Annotated in this window: 18 protein-coding genes; 12 read left to right on the forward strand and 6 right to left on the reverse strand. The window is 73.8% G+C overall.

Annotation, left to right across the window (positions count from 1 at the left end):
* The first annotated feature begins 129 nt into the window (after positions 1-129).
* A complete protein-coding gene (gene pth / locus ACFV0O_RS25130; RefSeq protein WP_380345484.1) occupies positions 130-756 on the forward strand; it encodes an aminoacyl-tRNA hydrolase in 627 nt (208 codons plus the stop codon).
* Here pth and ACFV0O_RS25135 read toward each other — a convergent pair.
* On the reverse strand, positions 753-2,423 hold the full coding sequence (locus tag ACFV0O_RS25135) for an MFS transporter (protein ID WP_380345486.1): 1,671 nt from the start codon (positions 2,421-2,423) through the stop codon (positions 753-755). The genes pth and ACFV0O_RS25135 overlap by 4 nt on opposite strands.
* Positions 2,424-2,567: 144 nt before the next feature.
* Between ACFV0O_RS25135 and ACFV0O_RS25140 the strand changes: the two genes are divergently transcribed.
* Together ACFV0O_RS25140 and ACFV0O_RS25145 are read left to right on the forward strand one after the other, a co-directional pair.
* A complete protein-coding gene (locus ACFV0O_RS25140; RefSeq protein WP_380345488.1) occupies positions 2,568-3,074 on the forward strand; it encodes a MarR family winged helix-turn-helix transcriptional regulator in 507 nt (168 codons plus the stop codon).
* Between the two features lie 127 nt (positions 3,075-3,201).
* Positions 3,202-3,786: a GNAT family N-acetyltransferase gene (locus ACFV0O_RS25145; protein WP_380345490.1), complete on the forward strand. Its 585-nt coding sequence runs from the start codon at positions 3,202-3,204 to the stop codon at positions 3,784-3,786.
* Between the two features lie 57 nt (positions 3,787-3,843).
* On the opposite strand, the gene ACFV0O_RS25150 is transcribed toward ACFV0O_RS25145, so the two are convergent.
* Positions 3,844-4,425 carry a methylated-DNA--[protein]-cysteine S-methyltransferase gene (locus tag ACFV0O_RS25150; RefSeq protein ID WP_380345492.1) on the reverse strand — a complete coding sequence of 194 codons (582 nt, stop codon included), beginning with the start codon at positions 4,423-4,425 and terminating at the stop codon, positions 3,844-3,846.
* A complete protein-coding gene (locus ACFV0O_RS25155) occupies positions 4,422-5,990 on the reverse strand; it encodes a DNA-3-methyladenine glycosylase 2 family protein (protein ID WP_380345494.1) in 1,569 nt (522 codons plus the stop codon). The genes ACFV0O_RS25150 and ACFV0O_RS25155 overlap by 4 nt, the downstream gene beginning before the upstream one ends.
* A gap of 194 nt (positions 5,991-6,184) precedes the next feature.
* Between ACFV0O_RS25155 and ACFV0O_RS25160 the strand changes: the two genes are divergently transcribed.
* On the forward strand, positions 6,185-6,664 hold the full coding sequence (locus tag ACFV0O_RS25160; RefSeq protein WP_380345496.1) for an ASCH domain-containing protein: 480 nt from the start codon (positions 6,185-6,187) through the stop codon (positions 6,662-6,664).
* A gap of 163 nt (positions 6,665-6,827) precedes the next feature.
* Here ACFV0O_RS25160 and rsgA read toward each other — a convergent pair whose 3' ends face one another.
* Together rsgA and ACFV0O_RS25170 are read right to left on the reverse strand one after the other, a co-directional pair.
* The gene (gene rsgA, locus ACFV0O_RS25165) at positions 6,828-7,973 is read right to left on the reverse strand and encodes a ribosome small subunit-dependent GTPase A (protein WP_380345497.1); all 1,146 of its coding nucleotides are present in this window, start codon (positions 7,971-7,973) and stop codon (positions 6,828-6,830) included.
* Positions 7,974-8,283: 310 nt separating this feature from the next.
* Positions 8,284-9,375, reverse strand: coding sequence for a cytochrome c oxidase assembly protein (locus ACFV0O_RS25170; protein WP_380345499.1), 1,092 nt, complete (start codon positions 9,373-9,375; stop codon positions 8,284-8,286).
* Positions 9,376-9,599: 224 nt separating this feature from the next.
* On the opposite strand from ACFV0O_RS25170, the gene ACFV0O_RS25175 reads away from it, so the two are divergent.
* A complete protein-coding gene (locus tag ACFV0O_RS25175) occupies positions 9,600-11,336 on the forward strand; it encodes an FtsW/RodA/SpoVE family cell cycle protein (RefSeq protein ID WP_380345501.1) in 1,737 nt (578 codons plus the stop codon).
* A 221-nt stretch (positions 11,337-11,557) separates the two neighbouring features.
* On the opposite strand, the gene ACFV0O_RS25180 is transcribed toward ACFV0O_RS25175, so the two are convergent.
* A complete protein-coding gene (locus tag ACFV0O_RS25180) occupies positions 11,558-12,904 on the reverse strand; it encodes a YihY/virulence factor BrkB family protein (protein ID WP_380345503.1) in 1,347 nt (448 codons plus the stop codon).
* A 177-nt stretch (positions 12,905-13,081) separates the two neighbouring features.
* Here ACFV0O_RS25180 and ACFV0O_RS25185 point away from each other — a divergent pair, with 177 nt between their 5' ends.
* From ACFV0O_RS25185 to ACFV0O_RS25215, 7 genes are all read left to right on the forward strand, one after another.
* Positions 13,082-13,165 carry a putative leader peptide gene (locus tag ACFV0O_RS25185; protein WP_318264789.1) on the forward strand — a complete coding sequence of 28 codons (84 nt, stop codon included), beginning with the start codon at positions 13,082-13,084 and terminating at the stop codon, positions 13,163-13,165.
* A 197-nt stretch (positions 13,166-13,362) separates the two neighbouring features.
* Positions 13,363-15,087: a nitrite/sulfite reductase gene (locus tag ACFV0O_RS25190; protein ID WP_380345504.1), complete on the forward strand. Its 1,725-nt coding sequence runs from the start codon at positions 13,363-13,365 to the stop codon at positions 15,085-15,087.
* A gap of 48 nt (positions 15,088-15,135) precedes the next feature.
* Positions 15,136-15,318: a hypothetical protein gene (locus tag ACFV0O_RS25195; protein WP_360264846.1), complete on the forward strand. Its 183-nt coding sequence runs from the start codon at positions 15,136-15,138 to the stop codon at positions 15,316-15,318.
* Entirely contained in the window at positions 15,299-16,000 is a 702-nt protein-coding gene (locus ACFV0O_RS25200) for a phosphoadenylyl-sulfate reductase (RefSeq protein ID WP_380345506.1), read from the forward strand. The genes ACFV0O_RS25195 and ACFV0O_RS25200 overlap by 20 nt, the downstream gene beginning before the upstream one ends.
* A 47-nt stretch (positions 16,001-16,047) precedes the next feature.
* The gene (gene cysC, locus ACFV0O_RS25205) at positions 16,048-16,629 is read left to right on the forward strand and encodes an adenylyl-sulfate kinase (RefSeq protein WP_380345600.1); all 582 of its coding nucleotides are present in this window, start codon (positions 16,048-16,050) and stop codon (positions 16,627-16,629) included.
* Complete coding sequence (gene cysD, locus ACFV0O_RS25210; protein ID WP_380345508.1) at positions 16,626-17,582, forward strand: sulfate adenylyltransferase subunit CysD; 957 nt, start codon at positions 16,626-16,628, stop codon at positions 17,580-17,582. Before cysC ends, cysD begins: the two co-directional genes overlap by 4 nt.
* Complete coding sequence (locus ACFV0O_RS25215; protein ID WP_380345510.1) at positions 17,582-18,910, forward strand: sulfate adenylyltransferase subunit 1; 1,329 nt, start codon at positions 17,582-17,584, stop codon at positions 18,908-18,910. Before cysD ends, ACFV0O_RS25215 begins: the two co-directional genes overlap by 1 nt.
* Positions 18,911-19,002: the final 92 nt, after the last annotated feature.

Raw genomic sequence — 19,002 nt, forward strand, 5'->3', positions numbered from 1 at the left:
CCCGGCCCCGCCGCCCGCGCCGGGGGGGGTGGGCTCGAGCGCGCCACACATACACGCCGCCCCCCCCCCCCTTCCGACGTTCCCACCCCCAGCCCCGCCCCCGCCCCCGCCCCCGCCCGGAGACCCCAGATGACCCCCGCCGCCCCCGACACCCCCGCCTCCGCCGGCGCTGGCGCCGCCGACACCCCCTGGCTGATCGCCGGACTCGGCAACCCCGGACCGTGGTTCCGGCAGACCCGACACAACGCGGGCTTCCTCGCCGCCGACCGGCTGGCCGAGCGGCACGGCGCCCGGTTCCGCCGGCGGGGGATCGCCACGCTGGTCGCGGAGATCGAGGTCGACGGCCGGCCGGTGCTGCTCGCCAAGCCGCTGTGGTTCATCAACCTGTCCGGCCGTCCGGTGGCCGCGCTGATGCGCCGGTACGGCGTGCCCGTGGAGCGGCTGGTGGTCGTGCAGGACGACCTGGACTTCGCGTTCGGCTCCGCCAAGCTGAAGCGTGGCGGCGGGCCCGGCGGCCACAACGGGGTGCGCTCGGTGGGCGAGGTGCTCGGCACCCGTGACTTCGTCCGGCTGCGGTTCGGCGTCGGGCGGCCGCCGAAGGGGCAGAGCGTCGGCGACTACGTGCTGAAGAGGTTCTCGGACGACGAACTGGCCGCGATGCCCGTCGAGTTGGACCGGTGCGCCGACGCCCTGGAGACCCTGGTGCGGCTCGGCCTGAGCCGGGCCCAGGACGCCCTGAACGCCCCGGCCCGCTAGCGACGCTCCGCGCGGGGTGCGCGGGGTGCGCGGTCCGGTCGGGTGGCACGAGCCGTCCCGCCCGCGCGGACCGTACGGGCGGTGCCGGCCGCTCGGACAGCGCGGGCCGGACGGGCGGTGCCGGCCGCTCGGGCGGGCCGGGTGAGGACCGCGGCCGCCGCCGCGACCGCCGCGAGGAGCAGCAGCACCGTCCGCCCACCGGACGCGGCGCCCGCCAGGTGGACGCCGAGGACCGACAGCGCCATGCCGAGCGCCGTGCCGAGGCTGCGCGCCATGTTCACCATGCCGCCGCCGACCGCCGAGCACTCCGCCGGGATCGCCCGCATCACCAGCGCGTTGTTGGCGGGCAGCAGCAGACCCAGCCCGTACCCGGCGACCAGCAGCGGGGCCGCCGACACGGCAGTGGCCGGCAGCAGCGCGAACAGCAGCAGCCCGGCGGCCGCGACGGCGGCGCCGGCCCGGCACCTGGTCGCGTCCGACCAGCCTCGGGGCAGCAGCCCGCCGCCGACCGTCGCGGCGAAGGCGAACGCGGCGGGCAGCAGGGTGACCAGCAGGCCCGCGCCGGCGGTCGACACACCGGCGCCGGTGAGCAGCACGGGGCCCAGCACGAGCGGGCAGAACAGCAGCAGGTAGCCGATCAGCGCGACCACCAGGCCGGACCGCACCCCCGGGGTGTTGACCAGTCCGGGCGCCAGGATCGGCCGGGCCGCCCGCCGCTCCTGGCGCACCAGCGCCGCCGTGAGCGCCGCGGCGGCGAGCAGCAGGACGGTGACGGCCCAGCCGGGCAGCGGCAGGCCGGAGGCGGTGGACAGCGCGAGCAGCAGCGCCGTGGTCGCGCCGCCGAGCAACAGCATGCCGGGCAGGTCGAAGTGGGCGTCGTCCCGGTGCGGGAGCACCGCAGCGGGCGCGAGGGGCTCCGGAACCGCTCGCCCCCGGGGCCCCGGTACCGCCCGCACCCCGAGCGTCGGCACGGCCCCCGGACCGAGCGTCGGCACGGCCCCCGGACCGGGCGTCGCTACGGCTGCCGGGCCCGTCCGCTCCGTCCGGGTGCGCGGCAGCAGGTACCAGCCGGCCAGGATGCCGAACACGGCGATCGGCACGTTGACCCAGAACACCCAGCGCCACGAGGCGTGTTCGACCAGCAGTCCGCCGAGGCTCGGCCCGAGCGCCAGCCCGAGGCCCTGGGCGGAGGCCTGGATGCCGAGCGCCCGCCGCATCGCGTGCTCCGGGACGCCGCGCGCCACCAGCGCGACGCTGTTGGCCTGCATCATCGCGGCGCCGACGGCTTGGACGCCCCGGCAGCCGACCAGGATCCAGAGGCTGCCGGCGAATCCGGCGCCGAGTGAGGACAGGCCGAACACGGCGAAGCCGCCGATGTACATCGTCTTGCGGCCCACCAGGTCGGACAGCCGGCCGATCGGGGCCAGCAGGGCGACCAGGACGAGCAGGTAGGCGAGGGCGACCCATTCGACGGCGGCGTAGCCCGCCTCGAAGTGGTGGCCGATGGCGGGGAAGACCAGGGCGATGACGCTGGCGTCGAGCTGGCCGAGGAAGGCGCCGAGGCAGACCGTGCCGACGGCCAGCCAGTGGGCGTGGCGCCAGCCGGCGATGCCGCGGGGCCGGGGCCGCTCGGTGAGCAGCCGTGCGGCAAGGGCGGTGGCGTTCATGGCACGAATATATCGGATGCAGACATGTTCTTTCTACGAGCAGGTCGTCCTGCGATACGAAGCGTCTCGCAGGCTGTCCGCACCGCGTCCGAGGGACGGACCGCGCCCCCGGCACGCCCCGTACCAGGAGATACGCTGTCCGCCATGCCGTCGTCACCACACGTTCCCGACTCCGCCACCGCAAGCCCCGACCCGGCGGTCGAGCACGCCCGACGGCTGACCGACACCGTCACCCGGCTGCGCCGCGCACTGCGCAGCAGCATCCGCACCGACTACCCGTGGGAGTCCCTGCCGATGGCGCAGGTCGAACTCCTCCAGACCCTCGCCGCCGCGCCGCTGCGGGTCGGCGAACTGGCCGCCCGGCAACGGCTCGCCCCCAACACCGTCAGCGGACTGGTCGGCAAGCTGCTCGAAGCCGGCTTCGTGGACCGTCAGGCCGACCCCGGCGACCGCCGCACCGCCCGGATCGCCCTCACCCCGGCCGGCCGGCGCCAGCTGGACGACTGGCAACACGCCCACGAGCGCCGCATCGCCACCGCGCTCGGCAGCCTCGACCCCGCCGACCGCGAAGCGGTCGTCGACGCCCTGCCCGCCCTGGAACAGCTCGCCCGCGCCCTCGCCCAGCCCGGGACCGGCACCGAACAGGGCTGAGCCGACCGCCCGGGGCACCGGTCCCGATCCGGCGGCCCGATCCGACGGCCCGGCCCGACGGCCCGATCCGGCTGCGACGGGGAAAAGCACTGGTCCACGGCCCGGGAGGCCCGCTACCGTCCCCGGCATGACCACAGCGCGGACGGGCACCTCGGCACAGGTGCGGATCGAACCCTGGACGGACGCCGACCTCGCGCTGCTGCGCCGGGTGAACACTCCGGAGATGAAGAAGCACGTCGGCGGGCCGGAGACCGAAGAGCAACTGCTCGTCCGGCACGGCCGCTACCTGGACTTCGTCCCGTCCGGCCTCGGCTGCATGTACCGGATCGTGCTGCTGCCCGGGACCGAGGCGGTCGGTGGCGGGGCACCGAAGAACAGCGCCGCCGCGGACGAGGGCACCGCAGTCGGCACGGTCGGCTACGGCACCCGGACCTGGCGGGGCGGGACCGTCCACGAGATGGGGTGGAACGTGCTGCCCGACTTCCAGGGCCGGGGCATCGCCGTCGCCGCCACCCGCGCCGCGGTCGCGGCCGCCCGCCGCGAGGCCGCCCACCGCTACCTGCACGCCTTCCCGTCGGTGGACAACCCCGCCTCCAACGCGGTCTGCGCCAAGGCCGGGTTCACGCTGCTCGGCGAGACGGAGTTCGAGTTCCCGCCCGGGCGGTTCATGCGCAGCCACGACTGGCGGGTGGACCTGCGCGCTTCGGAGTGACCGGGGGGAAGCGGAGGAACCAGAGAAACCAGAGGAACCGGAGAACCGGGGCGGTACTCAGAACAGCGTGCCGCTCTCCAGCTCCAGCAGCCGGCGCTTGCGGTCCACGCCCGCCGCGAACCCGGTGAGCGAGCCGTTGGCGCCGAGCACCCGGTGGCAGGGGCGCACGATGAGCAGAGGATTGGCACCCACCGCGCCGCCGACGGCGCGCACCATCCGCGGCTCCTGCCCGGCCAGCTCGGCGAGTTCGCCGTACGTCACGGTCGCCCCGTACGGGATCTCGTCCAGCGCGGCCCAGATCCTGCGGCGGAACTCGGTGCCCACGGGCGCGAGCGGCAGGTCGAACTCGGTGCGCTCGCCGGCGAAGTAGGCGGTCAGCTGGGCCACCGGCTCGGCGAGCGCCTCCGGGTCGAGGACCCAGTCGTCGGCGGGCTCGGCCAGCGCGTACTTCTGGCCCGGTGCCGTGACGGTGGCCAGCGCGGCCGGCCCGCCGTCCTCGGGCAGGACGCCGCTGAGCAGCAACGGGCCGAAGGGGCTCTCCATCGTCGTGTAGACGGTGGCGGGGTGGGCCGCGGTGGGGTGCGCCGTGTCGGCGGGAGCCGCAGTGGGGGCGGTGGCGGGGTGGGTGGTGGTGCTCATGCTCGTTCGTTCTCCGTTCCGGTGCTGGTGATCGCGGGTCCGGCCCACAGTCGGTGGACCGCGTAGGAGCGCCACGGCGCCCAGGCCTCGGCCGCGCGGGCGGCGGACGTCGGGTCGCCGGGGGCGCCGAGCCGGACGAGGCCGTGCTTGACGCCCACGTCGCTCGGCAGGAAGACGTCGGGGTCGGCGAGGGCCCGCATCCGCAGGTAGCCGACCGTCCAGGGGCCGATGCCGGGCAGGGCCAGCAGGCGGGCCACGGCCTCCTCCCGGTCGACCCCGCTGTCGAGGCTCACCACGCCCTCCGCCAGTGCGGCGCACAGTCCGGTGAGCGCGCGGCGGCGGGCGGCGGGCATCGCGAAGTCCTCCGGGTCCGCGGTGGCCAGCGCGGCCGCGGTCGGGAAGAGCAGCCGCAGACCCCCGCTGGGCTGGGGCAGCGCGGTGCCGTACTTCTCGGTGAGTCGGGCCGCCAGGGTGCGGGCGGCGACCACGCTGACCTGCTGGCCGAGGACGGCCCGGACGGCGAGCTCGTGCGGGTCCACGTGACCGGGCGAGCGCAGGCCGGGACGCTCCCGGACCAGCGGGCCGAGCACCGGGTCGGCGCCGAGCTGGTCGTCGACGGCGAGCGGGTCGGCGTCCAGGTCGAAGAGGATGCGAAGCCGCTGGACGGCGGTCGGCAGGTCGCGCAGGTCGGCGAGGAACAGCCGGCAGTCCAGCCAGCCCCGGGTGCGCGGCTCGCCCGGCGCCAGGCCGTCGACCTCGGCGATGCCGTGCCCGTACGGGAGCGCGAGCGTGCGCCGGTAGGTGCGCACGCCGGGGCGCTCGCCCTGGACGACCTCCTCCACACCGGGGACGGCGCGCAGGGCGAGGAAGTCGATCAGGTGGTCGCTGTCCAGCGGGCCGCGGTAGGCGAGACGCAGGGTCAGGCCACCGGCCGGGGTCCCGGTGCGACGACCGGCGGTGACCTCGGCGCGCAGGCCGCTGGGAGTGCGGTCGTAGACCTCGCGGACGGTGTCGTTGAACTGGCGGACGGAGGCGAAGCCGGCCGCGAACGCGACGTCGGTGACGGGCAGTTCGGTGGTCTGCAGGAGGAGCCGGGCGGTCTGGGCGCGACGGGCGCGGGCCAGCGCGATCGGGCCGGCGCCGAGCTCGGCGATGAGCTGGCGCTGCAGCTGGCGGGAGCTGTAGCCGAGTCGGCCCGCCAGGCCCGCGACGCCCTCGCGGTCCACCACGCCGTCGCCGATCAGCCGCATCGCGCGGCCGACCAGGTCGGCCCGGTGGTTCCACTCGGGCGAGCCCGGCACGGAGTCGGGGCGGCAGCGGCGGCAGGCCCGGAAGCCCGCGCCCTGGGCGGCCGCGGCGCTCGGGTAGAAGACGCAGTTGACGCGCTTGGGGGTCACGGCCGGGCAGCTCGGTCGGCAGTAGATGCCGGTGGAGGTGACGGCCGTGAAGAAGACGCCGTCGAAGCGGGCGTCGCGGCTGTCCACGGCTCGGTACCGGATGTCGTCGTCGATCACGTTGTCCAGTTTGCGGGATCGGACGGGGGGTGACTGGCGGGAATCGGACATCGCCGTTCGGAGGCCCTCCCCTCCCCGCCCCTCCCTCGGCCTGCGGCCCACGGAGCCGTCCCCGCCACCCGTCGGCCCACAGCCATGCACGCCCACCGTCCGCAGCCACGCCGGCCCCGGGCCCACCGCCCCGGCCCGCCGCCCGGGCCCGAAATTCGCGGGCCGTTCGGCCACGCCCCGGATACGCTCGGCCCATGATCGAGCAGCCGGGCGGCCAGCCCTCCGACCACCCGTACGCCGGCCCGGACGACCCGCGCGTGGCCGCCCTGCCCCCGGAGGAGTTCGCCTTCCCCGGCCTGCTGCGCGACCAACTGGTCGCGGCCGTCCTCAGCGGCGCCAAGACGAGCACCACCGGTCTGATCGCCGACTACGAGCACGAGGGCGAGCCCCTGCCGCAGCCCGGCGAGCGGGCCGCCGTCCTCGATTCCGACGGCCGCCGGGTCGCGGTGATCGAGACCACGGACGTCCGTGTGGTCCCGCTCGCCGAGGTCGACCTGCAGCACGCCCTGGACGAGGGCGAGGGCTACGGGAGCGTGGCCGACTGGCGTGCGACGCACGAGGGGTTCTGGCGCAGCCCGGAGATGCTCGCCGCCCTCGACGACCCGGACTTCGCCGTGGACGACGCCACCCCGGTGGTCCTGCAGCGCTTCCGCCTGGTGGCCGACCTGCGCTGAGTTCGACGGCCCCGGCGGAGGCCGACCCCGGAGGCCGACCCCTTTGGTGGTCGTCCGGCCGTGGTCGGTCAACCGTCGTCGATCGATCGTCGTCGTCGACCGGCCACCGGCCACCGGCCACCGGCGCCGCAGCGCGACGACGGTGGCCGACGACGCCTGCGGATCAGCGCTTCACCGGACCTCCCGTGGCACGCATCGACTTGGTGATCGTCTTCCACTTCTGCAGCCGGGCCTTGGCCACCCGGGCGTCCGACCGCGAGGCGATCCACTCGTTCTCGCGCTGGAGCTTGAGGTAGCTGTCCATCCGGCGCTGCGGCAGGGTGCCGTCGGCCAGCGCCGCCCGCACCGCGCAGCCCGGCTCGGTGTGGTGGCCGCAGTCGTGGAAGCGGCATTCCTCGGCCAGTTCGGCTATGTCGGCGAAGGCCAGGTCCACGCCCTCACCGCCGTAGAGACCGACCTCGCGCAGCCCGGGAGTGTCGATCAGCACGCCCCCGCCGGCCAGCGGGATCAGCTCGCGGGTGGTCGTGGTGTGGCGGCCCTTCTGGTCGACCTCGCGGGCCTCCTGGACGGTCATCACCTCGGCGCCGGCCAGCGCGTTGGTGAGCGTGGACTTGCCGACGCCGGACTGGCCGATCACCGCGGTGGTGCCGGGGGTGCAGGCGCGGAGCACGTCCATGCCCTCGCCGGTCTCGGCGCTCACCACGACCACCGTCACCCCGGGCGCCACGGCCTCGACGTCGGCCCTGATGAACTCGGCGTCGTCCACCAGGTCGGCCTTGGTGAGGGCGACCAGCGGTTCGGCGCCGGACTCCCAGGCGAGGGCGAGGAAGCGCTCGATCCGCCCGAGGTCGGGGTCGGTCGCGAGCGAGGAGGCGATCAGGACGGTGTCGACGTTGGCGGCCAGCACCTGGCCGTCGGAACGCTTGCCGGCCACCTTGCGGATGATCGCGGTGGAGCGCGGCAGCAGCGCGACGACGGTCGCCATCGGCCGGGCGTGGAGGTCCACGGCCGCCCAGTCGCCCGTGCACGGGCAGTTGATCATGTCGGCGTCGCCGACCGGCCGGGTGTCGAACCGAACGGTGCGCGGCTCGCCCGTCTCCGGGTCGGCGATCACCGCGTCGCACTGGCCGCGGTCGACCCGGACGATCCGGGCCGGGAGCAGCCCGGCCTCACCGAACGGGGCGAAGAGCTCGGCGAGCTCAGCCGTCCAGCCGTAGCCCGTCAGCGCGGAGCCGGCGTCGGGGAGGGAAGAAGAAGAGGGGGAGAAAGAAGGGGTGGAGAAAGACGGAACGGAGGCAGCGTCGAACAACGCAGTGGCCCTTCGGGAGGAAATGGTCCCGGCGGGCTACGGCTGGCGCGAAGGGCTCAGCCGGCGGCCGGGAAGAGGAGGTGAACGCGCGTGCTGCCCTGGGCAGCTATCGGGGCGACAACGACCACGGGGGTCACCTCCTGCTCTCTACTCCTCGGGCGGCCCAATGGCCCCCGAACTCCTCGGGCGGCCCAATGGCCTCCGAACCGGACACGTCACACGCTAGCGAAGCGGCCTACCCCCGCCAACCCATTTTTGACCTGTGGAAACGCGCTCCACGGACCGTCAGGAGGCCGAGGCAGGGCAAAAATCAGCCCCCGTACCGGTGCTTGAGGTTCGGGTCGTCCAGCCACCACGGCCGCATCCCCGTCTCCTCCTCCTCGGGCCGCCCCGCCGCCCGCGCCTCCTCGGCCGCCGCCTCGAAGCGCGCGTCCAGCTCGGCGTCCACGGCCCGGATCTCCTCCCGCCCCTGCACCACCATCCGCCGCACCAGCGCGGCCAGGAACGGCAGTCCGACCAGGTCCCCCAGCACCCAGAACGCGTTGCCGCCCCAGGTCTGGTCCTGCACCAGGCTCGGCCCCCACGGCCGCCCGAGCGCCACGTAGTGGTGCTCGGCGACCAGGTGACCGCCGTAGATCAGCACGATCCCGAGCCCCGCGTCGAAGATCACTTCGGCGAAGGTGATGAACAGCCCGACCAGGTGCGGGTACTCGTGCCCGACCGGGTCGATCTGCAGCCGCGGCCAGAAGTAGGCGAGCCCGAGCAGCACCAGCGCCAGGTGCAGCAGCACGTTCCCGGCCGCGCTGGACACCGACTCCTCGTACCAGGGCGTGAAGTACAGCAGCCACGGCGGCGCCATCAGCAGCGCGGTCGAGACGGCCGGGAACATCAGCACCTTCGACGGTCGACTGCGCAGCGCCCGCAGGATCCGCTCCCGCCGGGCCGGCGGCGCGGCCGCGACCAGCAGCGAGACCGGTGCGCCGAGCGCGAGCAGCAGCGGGACGACCATCAGCAGCAGCACGACCTGCACGGCCCGGTCGGTGAAGAGGATCCGCTCGTACACCCCGAGGCCGGAGCAGGTGCACCAGATCCACAGCAGCAGTCCGCCGAGGAACGCGGCGGTGCGGGTGGGCTGCCACCGCTCGCCGCCGGACCGGTGGACGGTGCGCACCGCGGTCAGGTACCAGGCGCCGAGCAGCACCGAGAGCGCGAGCACCAGCGGTTCGGCCGTCCAGGCGGTGGCCAGGTAGGACCACTGCCACGGGGGCGGGCCGTCGTAGGCGAGTACGGAGACCGCGCCGTCCACCGCGCCGTTCATCCGTCCGGTCACCTCGCTCGCACCCGTCGCCACCGAGGCGGGGCGGTCGTCCGCGCCGTCGCCGTCGGGCACCGCGGCGGACACCGCGGCGCCCGGCCATGATGTCGCCGCGCCACCGGCCCGGAGCGCGCGGGGCCCTCCTCTATACCCGGTTCTGAACAAAGCTTTACCGGGGCCCGGCAAAGCTTTGCCCAGGCAAAGTTCTGCCCCCGGAGCCCCGCCGTTCGCAACCGCGGCCACGACACAAACGTCTGGCAGGATGCCCGTCGGCGATACCCGCCACGTGGGTGACAAGGGGACGACACGAGGTGCACAGCACTGCACGCGGCGAGGGCCGCCGGCTGGCCGCGCGCCACCGCAACATCGAGCTGGGACTGCTGGCGCTCGCGGTGGCCGTCTGTCTGGCCGGACACATCGAGGCCGATCTGGCGCTGACCGGCAAGCTGCCGCCCGGGCTGCTGGTGCACGGTCTCTCGCTGGGCGCGCTCGCCGGGGTGGCGCACCTGGCGGTGCGGCGGTTCGCGCCGTACGCGGACCCGCTGATCCTGCCGCTCGGCGTCTTCCTGACCGGCTTCGGGCTGGTGCTGCTGGACCGGCTGGACATCAGCTACAAGGCCGCGCACAGCGCCAAGGGCGACTACCAGAAGCTCCCGGCCGCGCCCTCCCAGCTGATGTGGGTGTTCCTCTCGGTGGCGGCGGCGATCGCGTTGATCGTGCTGGTCAAGCACCACCGCTTCTTCCAGCGCTACGTCTACCTGCTGATGGCGGGCGCGCTGATCCTGCTGGCCGCGCCGGTGGCCTCGCCCAGCGACAGCTTCGGCGCGAAGCGCTGGATCCGGCTGTTCGGGCTCTCCTTCGAGCCGGACGAGTTCGTGAAGGTCGCGATCACGATCTTCTTCGCGGGCTACCTGATGGCCTCCCGGGACGCGCTCGCGCTGGCCGGACGGAAGATCTGGGGAATGACCCTGCCGCGCGGGCGGCACGCCGGCCCGGTGTTGGCGATCTGGGTGGTCAGCCTGCTGGTGCTGATCTTCGAGCGCGACCTGGGCACCTCGCTGATCTTCTTCGGCGTCTTCATCGTGATGCTGTACGTGGCCACCGAGCGCACCAGCTGGGTGGTGCTCGGCCTGCTGATGGCGGTCGGCGGCGCGGCGGTGGTCGGCACCGTGGAGCCGCACGTGCACGGCCGCGTCGAGGCCTGGCTTCACCCCCTCGACTACTACAAGCCGGTGCACGACCAGGCGATCTCCGAGCAGCCCGCCGAGGCGCTGTTCAGCCTGGGCACCGGGCACCTGACCGGGACCGGCCTGGGATCGGGCCGGCCCTGGCTGATCGGGTTCGCCGGGCGCAGCGACTTCATCTTCACCACCATCGGCGAGGAGCTGGGCCTGGCCGGGGTGACGGCCGTGCTGATGGTCTACGTGCTGCTGATCCAGCGGGGCCTGCGCACCGCGGTCGGCCTGACCGACCCGTTCGGCAAGCTGCTGGCCACCGGCCTGTCGGCGGCGCTGGCACTGCAGATCTTCGTGGTCGTCGGCGGGGTGAGCGGGCTGGTCCCGCTGACCGGCAAGGCGCTGCCGTTCCTGGCCGCGGGAGGTTCCTCGCTGCTGGCGAACTGGCTGATGGTCGCGCTGCTGATCAAACTGAGCGACTCCTCCGGGCGCACCGCCCTGGAGCCGGCCCAGCCCTCCCCCGAGCCGCTGCCCGCCCGGGCCGCCCCGGCGCCAGCCGACCGGGCACCTGACGGTCCGGCACCGGCCTGGGCCCCGACGGACCCCGGCGCGACCGACCCCTCCGCCGTCACCGAGCTGCACCCCGCCCAGGGCCGCACTCCCGCCGCGTTCCGGCCCGCCACCCCGGGCGGGGCCGATCCCTCCGCCGTCACCGAGCTGCGCCCGGCGTACGGTCACACGCCCGCCGCCCCGCTGCCGTCCGGTCCACAGGGCGGTCACACGCCCGCCGCCCCGCTGCCGTCCGGTCCACAGGGCGGTCACACGCCCGCCGCCCCGCAGTACGGCCACCCCCCGGGCCCGGCGACCACCTGACCCGTCCACCCCACCGCGGACCACCCGACGAGGGCCACCCACCGCGGACCACCCGACGCGGGCCGCCCCGACGGAGACCATCCCGAGGAAGACCCCCGCACCGAAGCCGACAGGGCCTCCCCCGCACCTCGGGGGAGGCCCTGCGCGTTCCACCACGGCCCGGCCGGCAGTGCCCGGCTACCGGTGCCCGGCCACCACGGCCCGCTTCGCCGCCGTCCGCGTCACCGCTGTTCCCACGGCGGCCGGGGCGGCCGCGGCGGGTACCCCGGCACCTCCTGCCCCGGCGGTCCGAGCGGCTCCGGGGGCCCCTCGGGCCCGGTGGGCTCCGGCGGCGGCCCGCTCGGCCGGTCGCTGTCCGGCGGCGGCGGGGTGGGCCGGTGGTGCGGCCCGCCGCGGGCGGTGAGCCGGCCGCGCACGTTGTCGGCGGCGAGCACGTCGGCCCACCGCTCCGGGTACTCGGAGGGCACGTCGACGTCCTCGCCCTCGTCCTCGCCCCACTCCTCCTCGACGCCCTCGGCGAGTCCGAGTGCGCGGGCGCGGCGGGCGCGTTCGACGGCCCGTCGGGCGGCGACCTCGCGGACCACGGCGGCGGCCGCCTCCTCGTGGGCCCGCTCGTTCTCGGCGCGGGCGTCGGCGGTCTCCAGGGTGGGCCAGCGCCGGTCTATCGCGGCGTTCATGGCGGCGCCGATGAGCACTGCCAGGGCCACCACGAAGATCCACAGCAGGACGGCCACCGGCGCGGCGAGCGAGCCGTACACCGAGGGGCCCTCGACCGAGCTGACCAGGTAGAGCCGCAGGCCGACGCTGCAGAAGACCAGCACCACCAGGGCGACCAGGGCGCCGGGGATGTCCTCGCGCCACGGTGTCGAGACCGGGACGGCCAGGTGGTAGAGGGTGGTCAGGGAGACGATCAGCAGCACGATCGCGACCGGCCAGTAGGCGGCGCCGACCAGTCCGGCGATGCCGGGCACGGCGTTCTCCACCAGTCCGGGCCCGGCCATCAGCAGTGGCAGCACCAGGGAGCCGATCACCAGGGCGCCGAGGTAGAGGCCGAGCGACATCAGCCGGGTCTTGACGATGCCCCGCTTGCCGTCGAGCCCGTACATGACGGTGATGGTGTCGATGAAGATGTAGAGCGCCCGGGAGCCGGACCACAGCGACAGCAGGAAGCCGATCGAGACGAGGTCGGGCCGGGTGTGGTCGAACACCTGGTTCAGCAACGGGACCACGACCTCCTTGACGGAGGAGTCCGACAGGACCGTCCCGGAGGCCGAGACGATGTCGTGCTTGAGCCGGTCGATGGTGCCCGCGCCGAGGAACTTGTCGAGGTAGCCGAGGGTGCCGGCCAGGCCGAGCAGCAGTGGTGGGATCGACAGCAGGGTGAAGAACGCCGCCTCCGCGGCGAGACCGGTGACCCGGTACTCGACGCAGGTGTTGGTGGTGTCCCTGATCAGCTCCCACGCCGTGCGGCGCCAGGTGGCCTGTTTGGCCGCACGCCGGGCGCCCTTGCCCCGGCGCCGGGAGGGCCGCTCGGGGTTCGCTCTGCTCGTATCGCCTGCTGCTTGCACAGGGCTAACGGTATCGGGCCGGGACCCGCCGGTTGATCTCCCCGGGGTGCGGGGGCGTTGCCGGACACCCGGGCCGGGAGCGGCGGGAACCTCCAGGCGTCCCACATGACGAAACATCAGCGTCCAATATCTGGATGTTAGTGGACCGCGAGTCCCGCGCCGTGCGAATCTCTTGCCATGTCTAGCGCCGGAACCACCCTAGTAGGTCGACTCCACGTCGATCTCCTTCGCGTGTCCAGCGCCATCTGTCCGGTGACCTGAGCCCATCCCGCCGCACCACCGCACCCGGCGCCACCCCTTCCCGCCATCCCCGCCGCAGCGGATGTGCAGGCGCCCGCCACGGCCTCGGTCACTGTCTTCCGGTCCTGAGAAACCCGCAGGTCAGAGCAGCACCGCACGGCTGAGCACGCCCCCGCGACCACCCGGCACCAGCGCCACCTGCCCCGAAGGACTTCACCATGGCCACCTCCCCCGAGACCGTCGAGCCCACGGCCGACAGCCCCGCCGCGCGCCGCCCCGCCGCGGCCCGCAAGGTGACCCGCCACCGTGGCGAGGGCCAGTGGGGCATGGGCCACCACACTCCTCTGAACGCCAACGAGCAGTTCAAGAAGGACGACGACGGTCTCAACGTGCGGACACGTATTGAGACGATTTACGCGCACCGCGGCTTCGACTCGATCGATCCCGCCGACCTGCGCGGCCGGATGCGCTGGTGGGGGCTCTACACCCAGCGCAAGGAGGGCATCGACGGCGGCAAGACCGCGATCCTGGACCCGCACGAGCTGGACGCCGAGTACTTCATGCTCCGCGTCCGCATCGACGGCGGCCGGCTGACGGTCGCCCAGCTGCGAGCGGTCTCCGAGGTCTCCGAGCAGTACGCGCGCGGCACCGCCGACCTGACCGACCGCCAGAACATCCAGTACCACTGGATCCGGATCGAGGACGTCCCGGCGATCTGGCAGAAGCTGGAGGCCGTCGGCCTGTCCACCACCGAGGCCTGCGGCGACACCCCGCGCGTCATCCTCGGCTCCCCGGTGGCCGGCATCGCCGAGGACGAGATCATCGACGGCACGCCCGCCATCGAGGAGATCCAGCGCCGCTTCATCGGCAACAAGGACTTCTCCAACCTGCCCCGCAAGTTCAAGTCCGCCGTCTCCGGCTCCCCGCTGCTGGACGTCGCGCACGAGATCAACGACGTCGCCTTCGTCGGCGTGGTCCACCCCGAGCACGGGCCCGGCTTCGACCTGTGGGTCGGCGGCGGACTCTCGACCAACCCGAAGCTGGGCGTGCGCCTGGGCGCCTGGGTCCCGCTGGACGAGGTCGCCGACGTCTACGGCGGCGTCATCGGCATCTTCCGCGACTACGGCTACCGCCGCCTGCGCAACCGCGCCCGGCTGAAGTTCCTGGTCGCCGACTGGGGCGTGGAGAAGTTCCGCCGGGTGCTGGAGGACGAGTACCTGAAGTACCGGCTGGTCGACGGCCCCGCCCCCGCCGAGCCCGCCGCCCGCTGGCGCGACCACGTCGGCGTCCACCGGCAGAAGGACGGCCGGTTCTACATCGGCTTCGCGCCGCGCGTCGGCCGGGTCGACGGCAAGCTGCTCGGCGAGATCGCCGACCTCGCCGCCGCCCACGGCAGCGACCGCCTGCGCACCACCGCCGAGCAGAAGATGCTGGTCCTCGACATCGCCGAGGAGCACGTCGAGTCCGTGGTGGCCGGCCTGGAGGCGCTCGACCTGCGGGTCACCCCGTCGCCGTTCCGCCGCGGCACCATGGCCTGCACCGGCATCGAGTTCTGCAAGCTCGCCATCGTCGAGACCAAGGAGCGCGGCCGCACGCTCATCGACGAACTGGAGCACCGCCTGCCGGAGTTCGCCGAGCCGCTGACCATCAACATCAACGGCTGCCCGAACGCCTGCGCCCGCATCCAGGTCGCCGACATCGGCCTCAAGGGCCAGCTGGTCACCGACGAGAACGGCGAGCAGGTCGAGGGCTACCAGGTGCACCTCGGCGGCGCGCTCGGCCTGGAGGCCGGCTTCGGCCGCAAGGTCCGCGGCCTCAAGGTGACCAGCGCCGGCCTGCCCGACTACGTCGAGCGCCTGCTGACCCGCTACCAGGCCGACCGCACCGAGGGCGAGCGCTTCGCCCAGTGGACGGCCCGGGCGAGCGAGGAGCAGCTGTCGTGAACGGGCGACACCGGCGGACGGAGCGGGACGGACGGAACGGAGCCGGCCATGAGTGAGCGAGCAGCCCCCTTCTTCTGCCCCTACTGCGGGGACGAGGACCTGCGCCCGTCCGAGGCCGGGCACGGCGCCTGGGAGTGCCACGGGTGCCGCCGCGCCTTCCAGTTGAAGTTCCTCGGCCTGCTGTCACCGACCAACCACGGGGGTACGTCCGATGAGCGGCACCACGACTGACCACGAGGCGGCGGCCGTCCGGGCCGGCCACGAGCTGGAGGAGGCGACCCCGCAGGAGATCCTGCGGTGGGCCGCCGACACCTTCGGCAAGCGGTTCTGCGTCACCTCCTCCATGGAGGACGCGGTCGTCGCCCACCTCGCCTCCTCGGTGTTCCCCGGCGTGGACGTGGTGTTCCTGGACACCGGCTACCACTTCCCGGAGACCATCGGCACCCGTGACGCGGTGGCCGCGACCATGCCGGTCAACGTCATCACGCTCACCCCGCTGCGGACCGTGGCCGAGCAGGACGCCGAGCACGGGCCGCACCTGCACGACCGCGACCCGGACCTGTGCTGCTCGCTGCGCAAGGTCGAGCCGCTGAACCGCGGCCTCGGCGGGTACGACGCCTGGGCGACCGGGCTGCGCCGCGACGAGTCGCCGACCCGGGCGAACACCCCGGTGGTCTCCTGGGACCCCAAGCGCCGCAAGGTCAAGATCGCGCCGATCGCCCGGTGGACGCAGGAGGACGTGGACGCCTACGTCGCCGCCAACGGGGTGCTGCTCAACCCGCTGCTGTGGGAGGGCTACACCTCGGTCGGCTGCTCGCCGCTGTCCTGCACCCGCAAGCCCGCCGAGGGCGAGGACGCCCGGGCCGGCCGCTGGTCCGGCTCCGGCAAGACCGAGTGCGGCATCCACCTCTGACCAGCCCCCACCCCCCACGTAAGGAAGAACCCGTGACAGTTCACGCCCTGGCAGCCGACGGGACCGCAGAGGCGGCCCCCGCGGTCGCCCCCTGCGAGCGCGGCGCCACCGTGTGGCTGACCGGGCTGCCGAGCGCCGGCAAGACCACGCTGGCCTTCGCACTGGCCGAGCGGCTGCGCGGCGAGGGCCACCGCGTCGAGGTCCTGGACGGCGACGAGATCCGCGAGTTCCTCTCCAAGGGCCTCGGCTTCTCCCGCGAGGACCGGCACACCAACGTCACCCGGATCGGCTTCGTCGCCGAGAAGCTCGCCGCCAACGGCGTGAAGGTGCTCGCCCCGGTGATCGCCCCCTTCGCCGACTCCCGCGCCGCCGTGCGCGATCGGCACGCCGCGGCCGGCACCGACTTCCTGGAGATCCACGTCGCGACCCCGGTCGAGCTGTGCGCCGAGCGGGACGTCAAGGGCCTCTACGCCAAGCAGGCCGCCGGCGAGATCTCCGGTCTCACCGGCGTGGACGACCCGTACGAGGCTCCGGAGAACCCGGAGCTGCGGATCCAGACCCGGGGCCGCGAGGTGGCCGACTCCGCCGCCGAGCTGCACGCCTTCCTGACCGAGAAGGGACTCGCATGACCACCGCGACCGACCGTCCCGTCCGCACCGACGACCCCGACCGCACCTCCGGGGGGCCCTTCGCGCTGTCCCACCTGGACGCGCTGGAGGCCGAGTCGGTGCACGTCTTCCGCGAGGTCGCGGGGGAGTTCGAACGCCCGGTGATCCTGTTCTCCGGCGGCAAGGACTCCATCGTCATGCTGCACCTGGCGCTCAAGGCCTTCCACCCGGCGCCGGTCCCCTTCTCCCTGCTGCACGTCGACACCGGGCACAACTTCCCCGAGGTGATCGCCTACCGCGACCGCGTCGTGGCCGAGCACAACCTGCGCCTGCACGTCGCCCACGTCCAGGACTTCATCGACCGCGGTGTGCTCCGCGAGCGCCCCGACGGCACCCGCAACCCGCTGCAGACCGTCCCGCTCCTCGACGCCATCGAGAAGAACCGCTTCGACGCGGTCTTCGGCGGCGGCCGCCGCGACGAGGAGAAGGCCCGCGCCAAGGAGCGCGTCTTCTCGCTGCGCGACGAGTTCGGCGCCTGGGACCCCCGCCGCCAGCGCCCCGAACTGTGGTCGCTGTACAACGGCCGGCACGCGGTCGGCGAGCACGTGCGGGTCTTCCCGCTGTCCAACTGGACCGAGCTGGACGTCTGGCAGTACATCGAGCGCGAGGGCATCGAGCTCCCCGAGATCTACTACGCCCACGAGCGCGACGTCTTCGCCCGCAACGGCATGTGGCTGACCGCCGGCGAGTGGGGCGGTCCCAAGGACGGCGAGCCGGTCGAACGGCGGCTGGTCCGCTACCGCACCGTCGGCGACATGTCCTGCACCGGCGCCGTCGACTCCGACGCCACCACCATCCGGGCCGTGATCACCGAGATCGCCGCCTCCCGCCTCACCGAGCGCGGCGCCACCCGCGCCGACGACAAGATGTCCGAGGCCGCGATGGAAGACCGCAAGCGCGAGGGGTACTTCTAATGAGCACGACCATCGAGCACACCGCCACCTCGCTGCTGCGCTTCGCCACCGCCGGCTCCGTCGACGACGGCAAGTCCACCCTGGTCGGCCGCCTCCTGCACGACTCCAAGTCGGTCCTCGCCGACCAGCTGGAAGCCGTCGAGCACGCCTCCCGCAAGCGCGGCCAGGAGGCGCCCGACCTCGCACTGCTCACCGACGGCCTGCGCGCCGAACGCGAGCAGGGCATCACCATCGACGTCGCCTACCGCTACTTCGCCACCCCCCGGCGCCGGTTCATCCTCGCCGACACCCCCGGGCACGTGCAGTACACCCGCAACATGGTGACCGGCGCCTCCACCGCCGAACTCGCCGTCGTCCTCGTCGACGCCCGCAACGGCGTCGTCGAGCAGACCCGCCGGCACGCCGCCGTCGCCGCGCTCCTGCGCGTGCCGCACGTCGTCCTCGCCGTCAACAAGATGGACCTCGTCGGCTACGCGGAGCCCGTCTTCGCCGCCATCGCCGCCGAGTTCACCGCCTACGCCGCCTCGCTCGGCGTCCAGGACGTCCTCGCCGTCCCGATCTCCGCCCTCGCCGGGGACAACGTCGTCGAACCCTCCGCGCAGATGGACTGGTACGGCGGACCGACCCTGCTGGAACACCTGGAGACGGTGCCGGTCGGCAGCGACCCCGGCGCCGAACCGGCCCGCTTCCCCGTGCAGTACGTGATCCGCCCGCAGACCGAGGAACACCCCGACTACCGCGGCTACGCCGGCCAGCTGGCCTCCGGCGTGCTGCGCGTCGGCGACCCGGTCACCGTCCTGCCCTCCGGACACACCAGCACCGTCGCCGGCATCGACGCGCTCGGCCGCGAGACCGACATCGCCTGGGCCCCGCAGTCCGTCACCGTCCGGCTCGCCGACGACCTCGACGTCTCCCGCGGCGACCTGCTCGCCGCCGGCCCGGCCCCCGCGCCGACCAAGGACATCGAGGCCACCGTCAGCCACCTCAACGAGCGCCCCCTGCGCGCCGGGGACAAGGTGCTGCTCAAGCACACCACCCGCACCGTGCGCGCGCTCGTCAAGGAGATCTCCTACCGCATCGACATCGACACCCTCGAACAGCGCTCCGGCGCCGACGGGTTGAACGTCAACGACATCGGCCACGTGGTGCTGCGCACCGCCGAACCGCTGGCGCTCGACACCTACACCGACAACCGTCGCACCGGCTCGTTCCTCCTGATCGACCCGGCCGACGGCACCACCCTCACCGCCGGCATGGCGGGCGAGGCCTTCGAGACCGTACGCACCACCGACGCACCCGACGCACCCCAAGAGGAGGACTGGGTCTGATGCCCAGCGAGGCGTTCTCGGGCATGGACAAGGAAGGCGGCCGCATCGGCAGCGGCGTCCTCGGCAGCGGCCAGGGCGGCCTGACCCGATGT

Origin of the sequence: Kitasatospora sp. NPDC059577, from assembly GCF_042735475.1 — a bacterium.
Classification (GTDB): domain Bacteria; phylum Actinomycetota; class Actinomycetes; order Streptomycetales; family Streptomycetaceae; genus Kitasatospora.